This window comes from Mycobacterium sp. IDUB_5 (genome assembly GCF_055419565.1).
In genome coordinates this window covers 317,122-334,208 of record NZ_JBVAXX010000007.1, presented here as the reverse complement: position 1 = coordinate 334,208, position 17,087 = coordinate 317,122, and the positions used below count along the sequence as shown (strand labels likewise).

Annotated in this window: 16 protein-coding genes and 1 tRNA gene; 12 read left to right on the top strand and 5 right to left on the bottom strand. The window is 67.8% G+C overall.

Going from position 1 to position 17,087, the window contains the following annotated elements:
• Positions 1-922 precede the first annotated feature (922 nt).
• Positions 923-1,321, top strand: coding sequence for a hypothetical protein (locus ACZY1G_RS24115; protein ID WP_463823808.1), 399 nt, complete (start codon positions 923-925; stop codon positions 1,319-1,321).
• 108 nt (positions 1,322-1,429) lie between these two features.
• Here the strand turns inward: ACZY1G_RS24115 and ACZY1G_RS24110 are convergent.
• A tRNA-His gene (locus ACZY1G_RS24110) sits at positions 1,430-1,502 on the bottom strand.
• A gap of 28 nt (positions 1,503-1,530) precedes the next feature.
• Positions 1,531-2,166, bottom strand: coding sequence for an oligoribonuclease (gene orn / locus ACZY1G_RS24105; RefSeq protein ID WP_463823807.1), 636 nt, complete (start codon positions 2,164-2,166; stop codon positions 1,531-1,533).
• A 43-nt stretch (positions 2,167-2,209) separates the two neighbouring features.
• Between orn and ACZY1G_RS24100 the strand changes: the two genes are divergently transcribed.
• On the top strand, positions 2,210-3,802 hold the full coding sequence (locus ACZY1G_RS24100) for a helicase HerA-like domain-containing protein (protein ID WP_463823806.1): 1,593 nt from the start codon (positions 2,210-2,212) through the stop codon (positions 3,800-3,802).
• A gap of 19 nt (positions 3,803-3,821) precedes the next feature.
• Here the strand turns inward: ACZY1G_RS24100 and cmrA are convergent, their stop codons facing one another.
• On the bottom strand, positions 3,822-4,628 hold the full coding sequence (cmrA, locus tag ACZY1G_RS24095; protein WP_463817663.1) for a mycolate reductase: 807 nt from the start codon (positions 4,626-4,628) through the stop codon (positions 3,822-3,824).
• A 26-nt stretch (positions 4,629-4,654) separates the two neighbouring features.
• Here cmrA and ACZY1G_RS24090 point away from each other — a divergent pair, with 26 nt between their 5' ends.
• Positions 4,655-5,974: an MFS transporter gene (locus ACZY1G_RS24090; protein ID WP_463817661.1), complete on the top strand. Its 1,320-nt coding sequence runs from the start codon at positions 4,655-4,657 to the stop codon at positions 5,972-5,974.
• On the opposite strand, the gene ACZY1G_RS24085 is transcribed toward ACZY1G_RS24090, so the two are convergent.
• Positions 5,971-6,774 carry an MmpS family transport accessory protein gene (locus ACZY1G_RS24085; RefSeq protein ID WP_463823805.1) on the bottom strand — a complete coding sequence of 268 codons (804 nt, stop codon included), beginning with the start codon at positions 6,772-6,774 and terminating at the stop codon, positions 5,971-5,973. The two genes, ACZY1G_RS24090 and ACZY1G_RS24085, sit on opposite strands and share 4 nt — an antisense overlap.
• A 123-nt stretch (positions 6,775-6,897) precedes the next feature.
• Here ACZY1G_RS24085 and ACZY1G_RS24080 point away from each other — a divergent pair, with 123 nt between their 5' ends.
• From ACZY1G_RS24080 to ACZY1G_RS24070, 3 genes are all read left to right on the top strand, one after another.
• Positions 6,898-8,724 carry an alpha/beta hydrolase family protein gene (locus ACZY1G_RS24080; RefSeq protein WP_463817777.1) on the top strand — a complete coding sequence of 609 codons (1,827 nt, stop codon included), beginning with the start codon at positions 6,898-6,900 and terminating at the stop codon, positions 8,722-8,724.
• Positions 8,725-8,807: 83 nt separating this feature from the next.
• Positions 8,808-9,011, top strand: a complete 204-nt coding sequence (locus ACZY1G_RS24075; RefSeq protein WP_335331227.1) for a hypothetical protein — start codon at positions 8,808-8,810, stop codon at positions 9,009-9,011.
• A gap of 32 nt (positions 9,012-9,043) precedes the next feature.
• Entirely contained in the window at positions 9,044-9,199 is a 156-nt protein-coding gene (locus ACZY1G_RS24070; RefSeq protein WP_463817657.1) for a DUF6131 family protein, read from the top strand.
• 3 nt (positions 9,200-9,202) lie between these two features.
• Here ACZY1G_RS24070 and ACZY1G_RS24065 read toward each other — a convergent pair whose 3' ends face one another.
• Positions 9,203-9,823: an SACE_7040 family transcriptional regulator gene (locus tag ACZY1G_RS24065; protein WP_463823804.1), complete on the bottom strand. Its 621-nt coding sequence runs from the start codon at positions 9,821-9,823 to the stop codon at positions 9,203-9,205.
• Positions 9,824-9,920: 97 nt separating this feature from the next.
• Here ACZY1G_RS24065 and ACZY1G_RS24060 point away from each other — a divergent pair, with 97 nt between their 5' ends.
• The 6 genes from ACZY1G_RS24060 (at position 9,921) to pdhA (ending at position 17,087) form a co-directional block, all read left to right on the top strand.
• Positions 9,921-11,471, top strand: a complete 1,551-nt coding sequence (locus tag ACZY1G_RS24060; protein ID WP_463823803.1) for a carboxyl transferase domain-containing protein — start codon at positions 9,921-9,923, stop codon at positions 11,469-11,471.
• Between the two features lie 2 nt (positions 11,472-11,473).
• Complete coding sequence (locus tag ACZY1G_RS24055) at positions 11,474-13,456, top strand: acetyl/propionyl/methylcrotonyl-CoA carboxylase subunit alpha (RefSeq protein WP_463823802.1); 1,983 nt, start codon at positions 11,474-11,476, stop codon at positions 13,454-13,456.
• Positions 13,453-14,613 (top strand): acyl-CoA dehydrogenase family protein, encoded by a 1,161-nt coding sequence (locus ACZY1G_RS24050; RefSeq protein ID WP_463823801.1) that lies wholly within the window; start codon positions 13,453-13,455, stop codon positions 14,611-14,613. Before ACZY1G_RS24055 ends, ACZY1G_RS24050 begins: the two co-directional genes overlap by 4 nt.
• Positions 14,610-15,092, top strand: a complete 483-nt coding sequence (locus tag ACZY1G_RS24045) for a MaoC family dehydratase (RefSeq protein WP_463817652.1) — start codon at positions 14,610-14,612, stop codon at positions 15,090-15,092. The genes ACZY1G_RS24050 and ACZY1G_RS24045 overlap by 4 nt, the downstream gene beginning before the upstream one ends.
• On the top strand, positions 15,092-15,907 hold the full coding sequence (locus ACZY1G_RS24040) for an HpcH/HpaI aldolase/citrate lyase family protein (protein WP_463823800.1): 816 nt from the start codon (positions 15,092-15,094) through the stop codon (positions 15,905-15,907). Before ACZY1G_RS24045 ends, ACZY1G_RS24040 begins: the two co-directional genes overlap by 1 nt.
• A gap of 100 nt (positions 15,908-16,007) precedes the next feature.
• Positions 16,008-17,087 (top strand): pyruvate dehydrogenase (acetyl-transferring) E1 component subunit alpha, encoded by a 1,080-nt coding sequence (gene pdhA / locus ACZY1G_RS24035; protein ID WP_463823799.1) that lies wholly within the window; start codon positions 16,008-16,010, stop codon positions 17,085-17,087.

Sequence of the window (17,087 nt, the reverse complement as noted above, 5' to 3'; positions counted from 1 at the left end):
AGGTGGCGGCCGCTCCGCCCGGTGCCGACCCGAATGAAGTTGCTCGGTTGGCATTCGTCCGGGCCGCACGCCGATGTGCACCTGGGCTCCTTCGGCCACGGATGCGGCGAACGGGTGGGTGGATCGGCGGCGTGGGGCAGCAACGCGGCGGTACCGCGAACCCGCAGGGGCGACAGTGGGGGGCGGATCAGAGCGAGGACGATAACGCCTACGAGGCCTCGGAATACAGGCAGAGAGCTGCAGCCCGAAGAGAGGGTTCGCCGAGACACGCTGTACGCAGCGCGCCAATCGGTAGCGGAGACAACAGGCGTCGCCGAACTCGCCGGGAGCAGGTGCCGCCGTGGCGCAGGCCGCCAATGCCCCCGACGCCGGCTAACCCGATGCTGCTGAGGGACCCGCAATGTCCGCGGGGATGGAAAGAGGCCAGGGCAACATACATTCACGACCGCTACGCCGATCACGTCATCAGAACGCACGGTCTCGGAACACGAGCCACAAAAAAAGTATTCAATTTTCATAGGGGTTATGGACGCGGACGGCAACTCGATTCCCGCGAAGCTGATCATTGGAGCGACCTAACTCGCACGTTGTACGAATTCAACGCAACCCCTTGGAGCAGAATGCCTACCGATCAATTGAGGCGAAAGATCGGCTGCAAATTGAAGCAGGTCGGCAAAGATTTGATACTGCTGAACGACGGCGCCGCCGATGGCACCAAAGTGAAAGCAGTGGTCTGGTACGGAAGCGAGAAGCTGCCAACTACTGGGGCGGCAAATGAATTGCGGAGGGCTTTGGCGGGAGCCCGCATACCCTACCGTGTTGTTCCATTGCCGCAGGACCTCCGTTGTCTCCGACCGCCGGTGTGGTTGAAGCCGCGGCGCTTCGATAACTGTTGAGTACGAAACAGAACCTCTGCTCGGCGGTGAACTCGATCGCATCGCTCGGCAGGAGAGGGATTGAAATGTCGGACAATCTGAGCGCTCTGCTGCGCGGCACATTCACCGCCGCCGTATTGGCCGCTGCTGCGTGGTGGCTGTTGCTAGTGGCGCATCACATCGGTGACTCTCCGCGGAGGGACGACGCGGGCAACGTGATCGACCAGTATCAGCGCGCAAAAGACATATTGCTCGTCGTTCTCCCGTTAGTAACCACGACGTTTGGCTACTGGTTCGGCGTACATGGAAAAGAACGGGCAGAGAATCGGGCTGACAAGGCGCAGACCAAGTTGAACGCAGTTATCAGCAATGCGCCACCGGAAGTGCTTGAACAGGCCCGAGAGAAGTATCCCGAAGCCTTCACAATTGACGGAAGGGCTTTATGACGATCGACATGGAGAAGATGAAGAGCCGGAGGCCGAACTTCTGTACCGATCCCAAGAAAAGGACCCGAGAAACAAGTCAGGGGCCCACGAGGGGCCCCTGACCGGCGGGGTGGCTGACGGGACTCGAACCCGCGACAGCCAGGATCACAACCTGGTGCTCTACCAACTGAACTACAGCCACCATTGCCGCTTGCACGGCGTCGTCGATACTAGCCGGTGGAACCCCCGTCAGCCGAATCAGTTGCCGATGTCGGCCCCAACTGGGCGGCGATCGCCGCGATCTCGCTGGTCGACGGTCCGGGTGGCGGCACGAATGCGGTCTGCCGGTAGTACCGCAGCTCGCGGATCGACTCGTGGATGTCGGCCAGCGCACGGTGCGCCAGCCCCTTCTCCGGCTGGCCGAAGTAGATGCGGGGATACCAGCGTCGGCACAGTTCCTTGATGGAGCTGACGTCGATCATCCGGTAGTGCAGGTAGTCGTCGAGCTTGGGCATGTCGCGGGCCAGGAAACCGCGATCCGTGCCGATCGAGTTGCCGCACAGCGGCGCCGTCTTGGCCTGCTTGACGTGCTCGCGGATGTAGTCCAGCGCCATCGTCTCGGCGGTGGCGAGATCGATGGTCGATGTCCGCACCTCGTCGATCAGCCCCGACTTCGTGTGCATCTGGGTGACGACATCCACCATCGACGTCAGAGCGTCCTCTTCGGCGTGGATCACCACGTCGATACCGTCGCCGAGGATGTTGAGGTCGGAGTCTGTCACCAGGACCGCGATCTCGATGAGGCGATCGGTCCTCAAGTCGAGCCCGGTCATCTCACAGTCGATCCACACCAGTTCGTCACGCACAGCGATCCACACTAATTCCTCGCACCGCACTAAGGTGCGACGCATGGTGACGGAGTCGTCAAGCGATGCGGCCCAGCAGATCGCGGCGGGCTACGCAGGCGAGGGGCCGGCGCTCGAACTCGGGTCGGTCGTCGTCGACGGTGTCAGTGATCCGACCGCCCGCGTACGCATCCCGTTGGCGACGGTCAACCGGCACGGGCTGGTGGCCGGAGCGACGGGAACCGGCAAGACCAAAACGCTGCAGATGCTCGCCGAACAGCTGTCCGCGGCGGGCGTGCCGGTCCTGATGGCCGACGTGAAAGGCGACCTCTCAGGGTTGTCGCGGCCGGGTACCGCCAATGACAAGATCACCCAGCGTGCCGCCGACACCGGCGATGCGTGGACGCCGGCGTCCTTCCCGGTGGAGTTCCTGTCGTTGGGCACCGCGGGGGCCGGTGTGCCGGTGCGCGCGACCATCAGCAGCTTCGGCCCCATCCTGCTATCGAAGGTGTTGGGCCTCAATCAAACTCAGGAGTCGACGCTCGGGTTGATCTTCCACTGGGCCGATCAGCAGGGGCTGCCGCTGCTGGACACCAAGGATCTGCGATCGGTGATCCAGTTCCTGACGAGCGAGCAGGGCAAGCCCGAGCTGAAGGCGCTCGGGGCGGTCTCGACGACCACCGCCGGGGTCATCCTGCGCGCTCTGGTCAACCTCGAGGCCGACGGCGCCGACACGTTCTTCGGGGAGCCAGAGCTCGAGCCGGCCGACCTGTTGCGCGTCGACGCCTCCGGACGCGGCGTGATCTCGCTGCTGGAACTCGGCGCCCAGGCGACCCGGCCGGTGATGTTCTCGACGTTCCTGATGTGGGTGCTGGCCGACCTGTTCACCACGCTGCCCGAAGTCGGCGACGTCGACAAACCCAAGCTGGTGTTCGTTTTCGACGAGGCTCACCTGCTGTTCACCGATGCGTCGAAGGCGTTCCTGTCGCAGGTCGAGCAGACCGTCAAGCTCATCCGTTCCAAGGGCGTCGGAGTGCTGTTCTGCACTCAGCAGCCCACCGACGTGCCGAAGGACGTGCTGAGCCAGCTCGGGGCTCGCATCCAGCACGCGCTGCGCGCGTTCACCCCGGACGACGAGAAGGCGCTGAACAAGACGGTGCGCACCTATCCGAAGACCGACGTCTACGACCTGCAGTCCGCGCTGACGTCCATGGGCATCGGTGAGGCCATCGTGACGGTGCTGTCGGAGAACGGGGTGCCCACGCCGGTGGCCTGGACGCGGGTGCGCGCACCGCGCTCACTGATGGACACGATCGGGCCCGAGGCGATCGCGGCCGCCGCGGCGGCCAGCCCGCTGCAGGCGGAGTACGGGCAGACCGTCGACCGGGAATCGGCCTACGAGCGTCTGGCCGCCAAGCTGGCCCCTCCCGCGGAAGCGTCACAAGCGGAACTGCCGCAGCCGCAACAGGTTCCGCTGCCACCGCCGTTCGACCTGCCGCCGATGCCGGAGCCGGTGGCGCCGCGCGAGCCTGGCTTCCTCGACACCGTGATGGACAGTCCGGCGTTCAAGAGCGCGATGCGGTCGGCGGGCACGGTGATCGGCCGCGAGATCACGCGCAGCATCTTCGGTACGGGTCGCCGGCGCCGCCGTCGTTAGTCAGGCACCGCCGCCGCCGCTAGTCGCCGCCGAGCTTCTTGTACACCGCGCCCACAATCGGCGCGACGATCGCCCGCGGCGCGTAACCGCTGGCCGCCGACATCGCCTTGGACGTGATGCCGGGAACGACGCGCATCTTGTTGCGGTCCAGCCCGTCGAGCGACACCTTCGCGGTGTACTCGGTGTCGATCCACAAAAAGTCGGGGATCAGGCGCTCGACCAGGGACTGCTCGTCAGGGTCGGGCAGTTCGGTGCGCACCGGTCCGGGCGCCAGCACGGTGACGTGAACACCGGCGGACTTCACCTCTCCGCGCAGCGACTCACTGAACGTGTTGGCGAACGCCTTCGTCGCGGCATAAGTGGCGTTGTTCGGGATGGGGGAGTTGCCCGCCGCCGAGCCGGAGATGAGGATGCCGCCGGCGCGGCGCGCCACCATCCCGGGCAGCACCGCGAGCACCAGGTCGTGCACTCCGAGCACGTTGAGTTGCACCTGTTTGCGTTCGTCGGCCGGGTCCAGCGTCACCACCGCCCCGAACGTCGCGGTCCCGGCGTTCGCGCAGAGGATCGAGATCTCCCGCTCGGCCAGCTCGGCGCACAGTTCGGCGCGGGCGGCCGGATCGGCCAGGTCGACCGCGCGGACCTCGACGGTGACGCCGTATCGCGTGCGGAGGCGTTCGGCGAGCGCTTCGAGCACCTCGCCGCGGCGAGCGGTGATGATCAGGTGATGGCCGCGGGCCGCGAGCTCGACGGCCAGCGCTTCGCCGATGTTCTGGGACGCGCCGGTGACGACCGCACGCGCCTGTGCACTGGGTCCGGGGACGGGCATGGGCGCTGACTATATCGTGGGCGTCCATGAGCGAGTCGCCTCCGGTCCAGGCTCCAGCTGCCGGTCCGGTGCGATCCCGCGTCGCAGCCTGGGTGCTGTGGGATTTCGGCGCCACCCCGGTCAACGCGATCGTCGTGACGTTCGTGTTCTCCGTGTACTTGACCAACGCGGTCGGCGACGACCTCCCCGGCGATGCCAACCCGACGAGTTGGCTGGGCCGCGCGCTGGCAGTGGCCGGGCTGGTGGTGGCGGTGTTCGCGCCGGTCACTGGGGTGTGGGTGGATGCCCCCGGGCGGCGGCGCCGGGCGCTAGCCCTGCTCACGGCCACGATGGTGGTGCTCGTCGCGTCGATGAGTCTGATCCGCGACGATCACCGCTTCCTGCTGCCGGGGTTGGTGATGCTCGCCGCCACCGCGGCGCTGAGCGAGCTGTCCACGGTGCCCTACAACGCGATGCTTCGCGATCTGTCCACCCCGCAGACCGCCGGCCGGGTGTCCGGAATGGGTTTGGGCGCAGGCTATCTCGGCAGTGTGCTGGTGTTGGTCATCGTCTACGTCGGGTTCGTGTCCGGAAGCGGAGACACCCGCGGGCTGTTGGGACTACCCACGGCCGACGGGCAGAACGTGCGGGCGGCGATGTTCCTGGTGGCCGCCTGGTTCGCATTGTTCGCGCTGCCGCTGCTGCTGCGCGGGCCCGCGGGTGCGGGTGTGTTGCCGCCGCAGGTGGGCTTCATCGGTGCGTATCGACGTATCTGGCGCGAGCTCCGCGAGGAGTGGCGCCGTGACCGCAATGTCATCTACTACCTGGGGGCCAGCGCGTTGTTCCGCGACGGCCTGACCGGGGTGTTCACCTTCGGTGCCGTGCTCGGCGTGCAGGTCTACGGCGTCTCCACCGCCGATGTGCTGCTGTTCGGGATCGCGGCCTGCGTGGTGGCGGCCGTCGGCGCCGTGGTCGGTGGGTTCGCCGACGACCGGTTGGGCGCCAAGCGGGTCATCATCACGTCGCTGGTGGCGATGATCGCTGTGGGGGTGACGCTGCTGGCCCTCTCCGGTGCACTGGCGTTCTGGATACTCGGGCTGACGCTGTGCCTGTTCATCGGCCCGGTGATGGCCTCTGCGCGCACGCTGATGATGCGGATGGCGATGCACGGCAAGGAAGGCGTCACGTTCGGGCTCTACGCCACCGCCGGACGCGCCGCCACCTTCCTCGCGCCGTGGCTGTTCTCCGCCTTCATCGACATCTTCGACAGCGATCGCGCGGGCCTGGCCGGCCTGCTGGTGGTGCTGGTGCTGGGCCTGGTCGCATTCGCCCCGGTGCGCGTGCCGGGCAGGCACGTCAGCGGCTAGCGCCTACCCGCCGAGCACACGGTGAGACCGGCGCCGTCGCGCTGCTGCACCTGGGTGCCGTTGACGGTGATCGAGCACGTCACCTCCCGGCCCACGTTGATGATGCTGACGCTGGCCGACCGCTCTGCGGGCTGGGCCAGCGAGACCTCGCGGGTCCACGGGAGCATCACGTTGAACTCGGTCTGCAGCAGTCCGCCGGTGTCGACGTAGGTGATGTTGATGACGCGCCCGGTGCCCGACACCGTGTAGACGACGGTGTCGGTGGGGCCGGACGGCGTCGTCTGCTCCGGGGTGGTGATGGGTGATGACGGCGGCGTGGGCAGCGGCAGCACAGAGGTCAGCGGCGGGCGCGACGTCGTCGGTGTGGGCTGGGTGGTCGGGGTGGGCCGGGTCGTGGTGAGGCTGGGTTCCGGCGCGGCCGGTGCGGGCGCCATCACGGTCTGCTGGCGGGAGCTGTTGACGATCACCAGCGCGATGACGAGGCCGATGATCGTGAGGACGGCGAGCCCGGCGACCACCCAGAGCCACCGCGGCGGCTTGGGGTCCTCCGGCGGGGGTGGCTCACTGCCGTAGGAGGCGGTGGGGCCGGACGGGTACTGGCCGGTGCCGTAGGGGTCGTAGCCGTAGGACGTGTAGGGCGGCAGCTGCTCGGTCGGCCGGGGGCCGGGCGGCGGCTGGTAGGGCGGCCCGTACGGGCCCTGGCCGGCGTAGGCGGGATCGGAGTAACCGGGATAGGTGGGGTAACCGCCGCCGAAGGCCTGCGTCGGGTCGTCACGACGTCCGTCGGGTGAATCCGTCATACCCACCTCATGGCTGCAGGGTACCTGTGGCGGCGCCGCGGCGGCCCGGAGCGCCGCCACGGGCCGAGCGTGTGAGAATCGAGCACCGTGGCACAGCAGGTTCGCCGGGTTTACGGGGCGTCGATGTCCCCCGACGCCACCGCGTTCGCCCATCTGATCGACGACGGGGGATACCCGCGCGCGGTGCAGCGGTTCCTGCGGGGCTGGCGGGCAACGTCGTCGCGCGACGTGGAACTGCCGGTCGACGGTCCCGTGACCAGGGTCCTGCACTCGGCCGACGGTCACTGGCTGGCCTGTCAGGTCTCACCCGTTGGCGGCACCCGCAGCCAGATCTGGGTCGTCACAACCGATCCCGATGACCGCGCGGCCCGACGCATCGACCACTGGCCCTCAGGCGTGGAGGGCACCGCCGAGCTGATCAGCTGGGACGGCACCCGAGTCGCGGCGATCCTCACCGGCGAGGACGGTGTGGGTAGCTCGTGTCTGATCGATCCGGCCGACGGGATGACGATCGTGCTCGACCGGCGCTCGGCCGGTCGGCTGGTCGACGCGTGGTGCGGTGCCTCGCTGGTGCGCGTCGGGCCGCGTGGATACCGCGATCTCATCATGCTGCGGGGGCTCACGGAGACGGGTCTGCTGCCCTTTGATCCCGGCTCGACCACCGACACCGGCATCATCCTGGACGATCACAGTCCGCGGCGGCTGCGCTACGGGCCGGAGGGCGAACAGACGAAGCTCTATCACCCCGCTCGTGACTACGACGTCAACAGCACGGAGGGCTTTGTCCGCGCGCTGATCCGCAGCGAGAACGGCGCCGAGTACGCGCGACTGCTCGAGGTGACGGTCACCGCCGACGGCGTCGCCTACCACGTGGTGGCCGAACGGCAGGGCTGTGAACTCGACGAGTTCACCGTCAGCGACGACCTGTCCACAGTCGCGATGCTGTGGAATCGCCACGGCGCCAGCGAGTTACAGATCCTGGAGTATGCCGACTACACACTCTACGATCCGATCCCGTTGCCGGGCATGGTCGCCAGCGAGCTGTCGATCAGTGCCGGCGGGTCGATGCTGGCGCTGACGGTCGAGGGGCCGTCGATGCCGCCCACGGTCGAGTTGGTCGATCCGCGTACCCGTGAGTGGGAGGTCGTCGATCGTGAACCCAGTAGCGGTCCGGTGTCGGCGGACCCGACGCTGGAGACCGTCACCGCGCGTGACGGTCTGGAGTTCACGGGCTGGCTGTTCCGGCCGCCGGACGGTGTCGAGACCATCGGCGCGATGCTGTTCCTCCATGGTGGTCCCGAGGGGCAGGGGAGGCCGGGCTACAACGAGTTCTTCCCCGGGCTGCTCGACGCGGGTATCTGCGTGTTCCTGCCCAACGTGCGCGGATCCGGCGGGTTCGGCCGGTCGTTCATGCACGCCGACGACCGGGAACGGCGTTTCGCCGCGATCGACGACGTCGCCGACGCGGTGCGCTTCCTGGTCGACGGCGGGTACGCACCCGAGGGATGCGTCGCGTGCTGCGGTTGGTCCTACGGCGGGTACCTCACGCAGGCCGCGCTGGCGTTCCACCCTGAGGAGTTCGCTGCCGGCATCAGCATCTGCGGGATGAGCGACTTGAACAACTGGTACCGCACCACCGAGCAGTGGATTGCCGCGGCCGCCTACCCGAAGTACGGGCATCCCGTCAGCGATCAGGCCCTGCTCGAGCAGCTCTCGCCGCTGCCCCGGGCAGACGCGATCACCGCGCCGCTTCTACTGGTGCACGGCCTCAACGACACCAACGTGCCGCCCAGCGAGTCGCAACAGATGTACGAGGCCCTGGTCGCGCAGGGCACGCATGCCGAGCTGCTGCTGTTCGACGACGACGGCCACGAGATCGACAAGCGCGAAAACCGCGCAGTACTCCTGAAAGCCATGACGAGCTGGTTGACTGCGGCCTTCACGGGCTGAGGTGCGGGCACGTTTACCGAAATTGTCCGCCGGGTAAACCCGACTGCGCGCCACAGTGGGCGCGATGACGGAGGAGGCAGGACATGCGAGGAATTCTCGGCGTCATTGTGCTCGTCTGGTTGTTGATCGGGGTGTTCGCCGCCTACCAACGCGACTATTTCACCGGCGGTGAGGCCAACTGCGCCACCGCCGGCAGCATCGCGCTGACGGTCGTCGCCGGACCGCTCAACTACGCGGGTGTCAATCCGAAAGTCACGGATTGCAATGTGCCCGAACCGAGTCAGTAATCCCTGACAGTCCATCGCGGAATGGAGGAGCCATGATCGTTCTCGGCGCGATCCTGCTGATCCTGGGCTGGGTCTTCAACATCGCCACAGTGCTGTACATAGGTGTGGTCCTGCTGGTGATCGGCGCGGTGTTCTGGGTGCTCGGCTCTGTCGGCCGTCCGGTCGGCGGCCGCCGAGCGTGGTATTGACGCTCAATCGATTTCGCATTCGGCCGAGGTCAACGCAGCGACCGTCATTGCCCGCAAGACGGTTCGCGACGTGGCCTCGGCCGTTTTCGTGCTCCCGGGCTTGATGCTGTGGGCCGTCGAGTTCAGTAGGCCGAACGTCGCGTGCGCCATCACCCGGGCTGACGCCTCGGACAGCTCGGGCCGTCGGCGTCGCAGCACCCCGACCCAGGTCTCGACGTACTGGCGTTGCGCCCGGCGCACCTGACGTTTCGCCGGCGCGGGCAGGTTGTTCAGATCGCGATCCTGTATGCGGATGAGGTCGGCCTCGCCGATGGCGAAGTCGAGGTGGAAGTCGATCAGGGCCGCCAATGCCGCCTCAGGATCCGGCGTCGCGTCCACCACCGCCGACGCGCCGGTCAGCAGCCGGGTGCTGATCCCGACCAGCAGCTCGGCCAACAGAGCTTCCTTGTTGGGGAAGTGTCGGTAGATGGCCGGCCCGCTGACACCCACGGCGGCACCGATGTCTTCCAATCTGACTGCCAAATAGCCGTGTTCGGCGATCAGGTGCTCGGCCGCCGCGATCAGTTGGCCGCGTCGGTCCGACTTGGCCCGGCTACGTCGGGACGCGGAGTCGGCGGCGGTCATGGCGCATCCTCTCCGAGCCGATGGACATCATGAGTTAATTGTGATTAACATACCACCAGTTAGTCATCATTAACTCGACTCGAGGCGGACTGCGACGATGCCGACGCGGACATCACATCGTGACGACCATGTCGAACTGGTCGAGCAACTGCGCGCCAAGCTGGCCACCGCGGCGCTCGGCGGTCCGCAGCGGGCCCGCGAACGTCATGTGGACCGCGGGAAACTGCTGCCCCGCGACCGCGTGAACGGATTGCTCGACCCCGGCAGCCCCTTCCTCGAGATCGCCGCACTGGCGGCCGACGGGATGTACGACGACGAGTGCCCCGGGGCCGGCCTGATCGCCGGAATCGGCAGGGTGTCGGGCCGCGAATGCATGATCGTCGCCAACGATGCGACGGTCAAAGGTGGCACCTACTATCCGGTGACGGTGAAGAAGCACCTGCGCGCGCAGGAGATCGCGCTGCAGAACCGGCTGCCCTGTCTGTATCTGGTGGACTCCGGCGGTGCGTTCCTGCCGCGTCAGGACGAAGTGTTCCCCGATCGCGAGCACTTCGGGCGCATCTTCTACAACCAGGCGACCATGAGCGCCAACGGAATTGCGCAGATATCGGCCGTCATGGGTTCGTGCACCGCGGGCGGGGCATACGTGCCCGCGATGAGCGACGAGTCCGTCATCGTCCGCAATCAGGGCACCATCTTCCTCGGGGGACCGCCGCTGGTGAAAGCCGCGACCGGCGAAGTGGTCACCGCGGAGGAACTGGGCGGCGGGGACCTGCACGCCAAAGTGTCCGGGGTGGCCGACCATCTGGCCCACGACGACCGCGACGCGCTGCGTATCGTCCGCCGCATCGTCGGCACGCTGGCACCGAAGGCCGACACCCCCTGGGACGTGGCCCCGGTCGTGGACGCGGTGGCCGACCAGACCGAGCTCTACGACGTCGTGCCGGTCGATCCCCGCGTCCCTTACGACGTCGGTGAGGTCATCAGCCGCATCGTCGACGGCGGTGAATTCGCCGAGTTCAAAGCGAACTACGGCACCACCCTGGTCACCGGATTCGCCCGCATCCACGGCCATCCCGTCGGCATCGTCGCCAACAACGGGGTGCTCTTCGGCGAATCCGCAGTCAAGGGAGCGCATTTCATCGAGCTGTGCGACCAGCGCGTCATCCCGTTGTTGTTCCTGCAGAACATCTCCGGTTTCATGGTCGGCCGCGACTACGAGGCAGGCGGTATCGCCAAGCACGGCGCCAAGATGGTCACCGCGGTGGCATGCGCGCGGGTGCCCAAGCTGACGGTGGTGATCGGTGGGTCCTACGGCGCCGGCAACTATTCGATGTGCGGGCGCGCGTATTCGCCTCGCTTCCTGTGGATGTGGCCCAACGCCCGGATCTCGGTGATGGGAGGCGAGCAGGCCGCGGCGGTGCTCGCGACCGTCCGCGGGGACATGACCGCGGACGAGGAAGAGGCGTTCAAGGCGCCGATCCGTGCCCAGTACGAGGCGCAGGGCAATCCCTACTACTCCACCGCACGGTTGTGGGACGACGGTGTCATCGACCCCGCCGACACCAGAACAGTTGTCGGACTGGCGCTCTCGGTCGCCACCCAGGCGCCGCTGAACCCGGTCTCCTACGGCGTCTTCAGGATGTGACGATGTTCGAAACGGTCTTGGTGGCCAACCGCGGCGAGATCGCGGTCCGTGTCATCCGCACATTGCGCGCCATGGGAATCCGATCGATCGCCGTGTTCAGCGACGCCGATGCCGGTGCCCGCCATGTCGCCGAAGCAGACGTCGCCGTACGCCTGGGCCCCGCGCCGGCCCGGCAGAGCTACCTGTCGATCGACGCGCTGCTGTCGGCTGCCCGACGCGCCGGTGCGCAGGCAGTACATCCTGGGTACGGATTCCTCTCGGAGAACGCGGCTTTCGCTCACGCCCTCGACGACGCGGGAGTCACGTTCATCGGACCGCCGACCGCGGCGATCCGCACCATGGGCGACAAGATCTCGGCGAAGGCCACGGTGTCGGCGGCCGGGGTTCCGGTGGTACCGGGCATCTCCCGGCCCGGTTTGACCGACGACGATCTGATCGCGGCCGCCCCGGAGATCGGCTTCCCGGTGCTGGTGAAGCCGTCGGCGGGTGGCGGCGGCAAGGGCATGCGCGTCGTGCACCGGGCCGACGAGCTGCCGGGCGCACTGGCCAGCGCGCGCCGCGAAGCGGCCTCGGCGTTCGGCGACGACACCCTGTTCCTCGAGCGGTTCGTGCTCAACCCGCGCCACATCGAGGTGCAGGTGCTCGCCGACACCCACGGTGCCGTCGTGCATCTCGGTGAACGGGAATGCAGCCTTCAGCGCCGACATCAGAAGGTCATCGAGGAGGCGCCCTCGCCGCTGCTGGACGCGGCGACACGGGCGCGCATCGGCGCCGCGGCATGCGACACGGCCCGCAGCGTCGACTACACCGGTGCCGGCACCGTGGAGTTCATCGTCTCCGCCGACACGCCTGAGGAGTTCTTCTTCATGGAGATGAACACGCGGCTGCAGGTGGAGCATCCGGTGACCGAGATGGTCACTGGTCTGGATCTGGTCGAGCTGCAGGTGCGTATCGCTGCCGGGGAGACGCTGCCCGTCGCTCAGGACGACATCCGGATGCACGGGCACGCCATCGAAGCGCGCGTCTACGCCGAGGATGCGGCTCGCGGCTTCCTGCCGACCGGCGGCACCGTGCTCGCGCTGCGCGAACCCGGGGGCCCGGGTGTCCGGGTGGACTCGGGGCTGGCCCCGGGCACCGTCGTCGGCAGTGACTACGACCCGATGCTCGCCAAGGTCATCGCCCACGCCGACGACCGGGCGAGCGCGCTGCGGACTCTCGACGCTGCGCTCGCCGACACCGTCGTGCTGGGGCTGACCACCAACGTCGACTTCCTGCGGTTCCTCGTGGCCGACCCCGACGTCGCGGCGGGCAGCCTCGACACCGGGTTGCTCGACCGGCGTCTCCCGGACTTCACGCCCGCGCCCGTACGGGACGACGATCTGATCGCCGCCGCGGCGTACCGGTGGCTGACGAGTTGGCCGGCTCAGCCCGCGGACCCCTGGGCGGTTCCGTCGGGGTGGCGCATCGCCGGCCGGGCGTCGATACCGATCCGGCTGCGCGCGGTGGATCGCACCGACCACGTATTCCTGACCGGCACGCCCGGTGCAGCGACCGTGGTCGTCGAAGGCGGTGAAAGCCGTTCGCTCAGTGTCGGTCTCGAAGACGAGCGGCTCACTGTCACGATCGACGGTGTCCGCAGCCAGTACCTGGTCGCCGACGATGACGGCACGATGTGGCTCGCCGCCGGCGGGCGGATGAGCGTGGTCGACGAGGTGCGCGAAGCGCCCGTGCGACCGGACGACGCACACAGCGGGGACGCCGAACTGACCAGCCCGATGCCCGGCACGGTCGTGGCGGTCGGTGTCGACGACGGCGCCACGGTGACCGCGGGCACCGTGGTCGTCACCGTCGAGGCGATGAAGATGGAACACGCACTCACCGCGCCGGTCGACGGAGTGGCCGAACTCCTCGTCGGCGCGGGTGAACAGGTGAAGGTGGGCCAGGTGCTGGCCCGGATCACGGCGACCAAGGAGCAACCGCAATGACCGACTTCCTCTCGACCGGCACGCTGCCCGAGGACTACGCGCAGCTGGCCAAGACGGTCCGCGATTTCGCCCAAAGCGTCGTCGCTCCCGTCGCCGCCAAGCACGACGAGGAGCACTCGTTCCCCTACGAGGTCGTCGCTGGTATGGCCGACATGGGCCTGTTCGGGCTGCCCTTCCCCGAGGAGTACGGAGGCATGGGCGGTGACTACTTCGCGCTGTGCCTCGCCCTGGAGGAACTCGGCAAGGTCGACCAAAGCGTGGCGATCACGCTGGAGGCCGGGGTCTCCCTCGGCGCGATGCCCGTCTACCGGTTCGGCACCGAGGAGCAGAAGCAGGAGTGGCTGCCGCTGCTGGCGTCGGGAAAGGCGTTGGGCGCGTTCGGTTTGACCGAGGCCGGTGGCGGCAGCGACGCAGGCGCGACCAAGACCACCGCGCGCCTCGACGACGGCCACTGGGTGATCAACGGCAGCAAGCAGTTCATCACGAACTCGGGGACCGACATCACGAAGCTGGTCACGGTCACGGCGGTCACGGGTGACATCGAAGGCAAGAAGCAGATCAGCTCGATCCTGGTGCCTGTGCCCACACCCGGATTCACCGCCGAACCCGCCTACAACAAGGTCGGGTGGAACGCCTCGGACACCCACCCCCTCAGCTTCGACGACGTGCGGGTGCCCCAGGAGAATCTGCTGGGCGAGCAGGGCCGCGGCTACGCGAACTTCCTGCGCATCCTCGATGAGGGCCGCATCGCGATCGCCGCGCTGTCGGTCGGTGCCGCGCAGGGCTGCGTCGACGAATGCGTGAAGTACTCCAAGGAACGTCACGCGTTCGGCCGCGCGATCGGAACCAACCAGGCCATCGCGTTCAAGATCGCCCGGATGGAGGCCCGCGCGCACACCGCTCGCGCCGCGTACTACGACGCGGCCGCACTGATGCTGTCGGGCAAGCCGTTCAAGAAGGCCGCCGCGGTCGCGAAGCTGGTGTCCAGTGAAGCCGCGATGGACAACGCCCGCGACGCCACCCAGATCTTCGGCGGCTACGGCTTCATGAACGAGTACCCGGTGGCGCGGCACTACCGGGACAGCAAGATTCTCGAGATCGGCGAGGGGACAACGGAAGTGCAGCTGATGCTGATCGGGCGGGAGCTCGGACTGTGAACCGGGTGGTCGTGCAGCGGGGTCTGTGGTTCGAGGAGTTCGAGACCGGAGTGCTGTATCAGCATCGGCCCGGCCGGACGATCACCGAGGCCGACAACGTCCTGTTCACCACGCTGACGATGAACACCCAGGCGCTGCACTTGGACGCGGCGTTCTCCGATGCGCTGCCGCCGTTCCATCAGCGGCTGGTCAACTCGATGTTCACGCTGTCGACGCTGGTGGGCCTGTCGGTGGCGCAACTGACCCAGGGCACGATCGTCGGGAACCTCGGCTTCGGTGAGGTCGCGTTTCCCAAGCCGCTGTTCCACGGGGACACGCTCTACGCCGAAACCGAGGTCACCGACAAGCGGGAGTCCAAGAGCCGCCCCGGTGAGGGGATCGTGACGTTCGCTCACACCGGCCGCAATCAGCACGGCGACGTCGTCGCCACCGCGTCGCGAAAGACCATGGTGCGCAAGCGTCCTGACGGGGAGGCGTGATGCTCGACTCGCCCGGTCCGGGGTGGCTGTTCTGCCCGGCCGATCGACCCGAACGCTTCGAGAAGGCCGCGGCCGCAGCTGATGTCGTCATCCTCGACCTCGAGGACGGGGTGGCCGCCAAGGACCGGGCGGCGGCGCGCTCCGCGCTGATCGAGACACCGCTGGACCCGGCGCGCACAGTCGTGCGCGTCAACCCGGTCGGTACCGCGGACCACGCACAGGATCTCGAGGCGCTGGCCTCGACCGACTACGGCACCGTGATGCTTGCCAAGACCGAAACCGCCGACCAGGTGGCGTCGTTGGCGCCCCGTGACGTCATCGTGCTCGTCGAGACACCACTGGGCGCGCTGGCCGTGACCGAAACGGCGCGCGTCGACAACGCCTACGCCGTGATGTGGGGTGCCGAGGACCTGTTCGCGGTGACCGGCGGAACCGCCAACCGGTGGCCCGACGGCACCTACCGCGACGTCGCTCGCCACGTCCGCTCGCAGAGTCTCCTCGCTGCCAAGGCCTACGGCCGGCTCGCGCTGGACTCCGTCTACCTCGACATCAGAGATCTCGACGGTCTGCGCGCGGAGAGCGACGATGCGGTCGCGGTCGGGTTCGACGCCAAGGTCGCGATCCACCCGACGCAGGTCGCGGTCATCCGCGCGGCCTACTCGCCGACCGACGAGCAGATCGACTGGGCGCGTCGTGTCCTCGACACGGCCCGCAACGAACGTGGCGTCTTCGCTTTCGGTGGCATCATGGTGGATGCCCCAGTGCTTCGGCGGGCGGAGCGCATCGTCGCGTTGGCGCCCCACCCCGGCAGCTGACGGACAGACCTCCTACCAGAGGTCGGCACCGACCGCCCCTGCGCTGAGCACCTCAGTCGACTGACGGCGCGATCCGCCGCCAGTGACCCTAGGAGGCGGTATGGCCGGTGTCGTCGACCCGATTGCGCTCGTCGCGCCCGACGGCGCTCCGACGGCGGAGACCCGATACCGAAGACAGCTGCCTCCCGAGACCCTGGCCTGGCTCTATGAGTCGATGGTCGTCACCCGCGAACTCGACACCGAGTTCGTCAATCTGCAGCGTCAGGGCGAGTTGGCCCTCTACGCGTCGTGTCGCGGCCAGGAAGCCGCGCAGGTCGGCGCGACCGCGTGCCTGCGCAAGACCGACTGGTTGTTCCCGCAGTACCGGGAGCTCGGAGCGTTCTTGGTGCGGGGGATTTCCGCGCCTCAGTTGGGCGCTCTGTGGCGTGGCCGGTGGCATGGCGGGCTCGGGTTCACCGACAAATGCTGCGCGCCGATCTCGATTCCGATCGGCACCCAGGGCCTGCACGCCGTCGGTGCCGCAATGGCTGCCCAGCGCCTCGGTGAGGACAGTGTGACCGTCGCGTTCTTCGGCGACGGCGCCACGAGCGAAGGTGATGTGCACGAGGCGCTCAACCTCGCGTCGGTCTACCGGGCGCCGTGCGTGTTCTTCGTGCAGAACAACCAGTGGGCGATCTCGGTGCCGATGCACCGCCAGATGGCCGCGCCGTCGATCGCCCAGCGCGCCGACGGCTACGGCATGCCCGGGTTGCGTGTCGACGGCAATGACGTCCTCGCCTGTTTCGCGTTGATGAGTGACGCGGCCGCCCGCGCCCGCGCCGGTGGGGGGCCGACCCTGATCGAGGCGGTGACCTACCGGATGGGGCCGCACACCACCTCCGACGACCCGACCCGCTACCGCGACGACGACGAGGTGGACCGTTGGCGCGCACGGGATCCCATCGCCCGGTACCGCACCTACCTCGAGGGCGAGGGCATGTGGACGCAGCGATTGGACGATCGGGTCACGCACCGGGCACAACGGGTGCGCAGCGAGCTACGGGAGGCCGTGCTCAGTGAGCCCGACGCCGACATCCGAGAGGTGTTCGACACCGTCTACCACCGCATCACGCCCGATCTGGCCCGCCAGCGCGAACAGCTGATGGCCGAACTGGGCGCCGACACACTCGAGGAGGCGTGA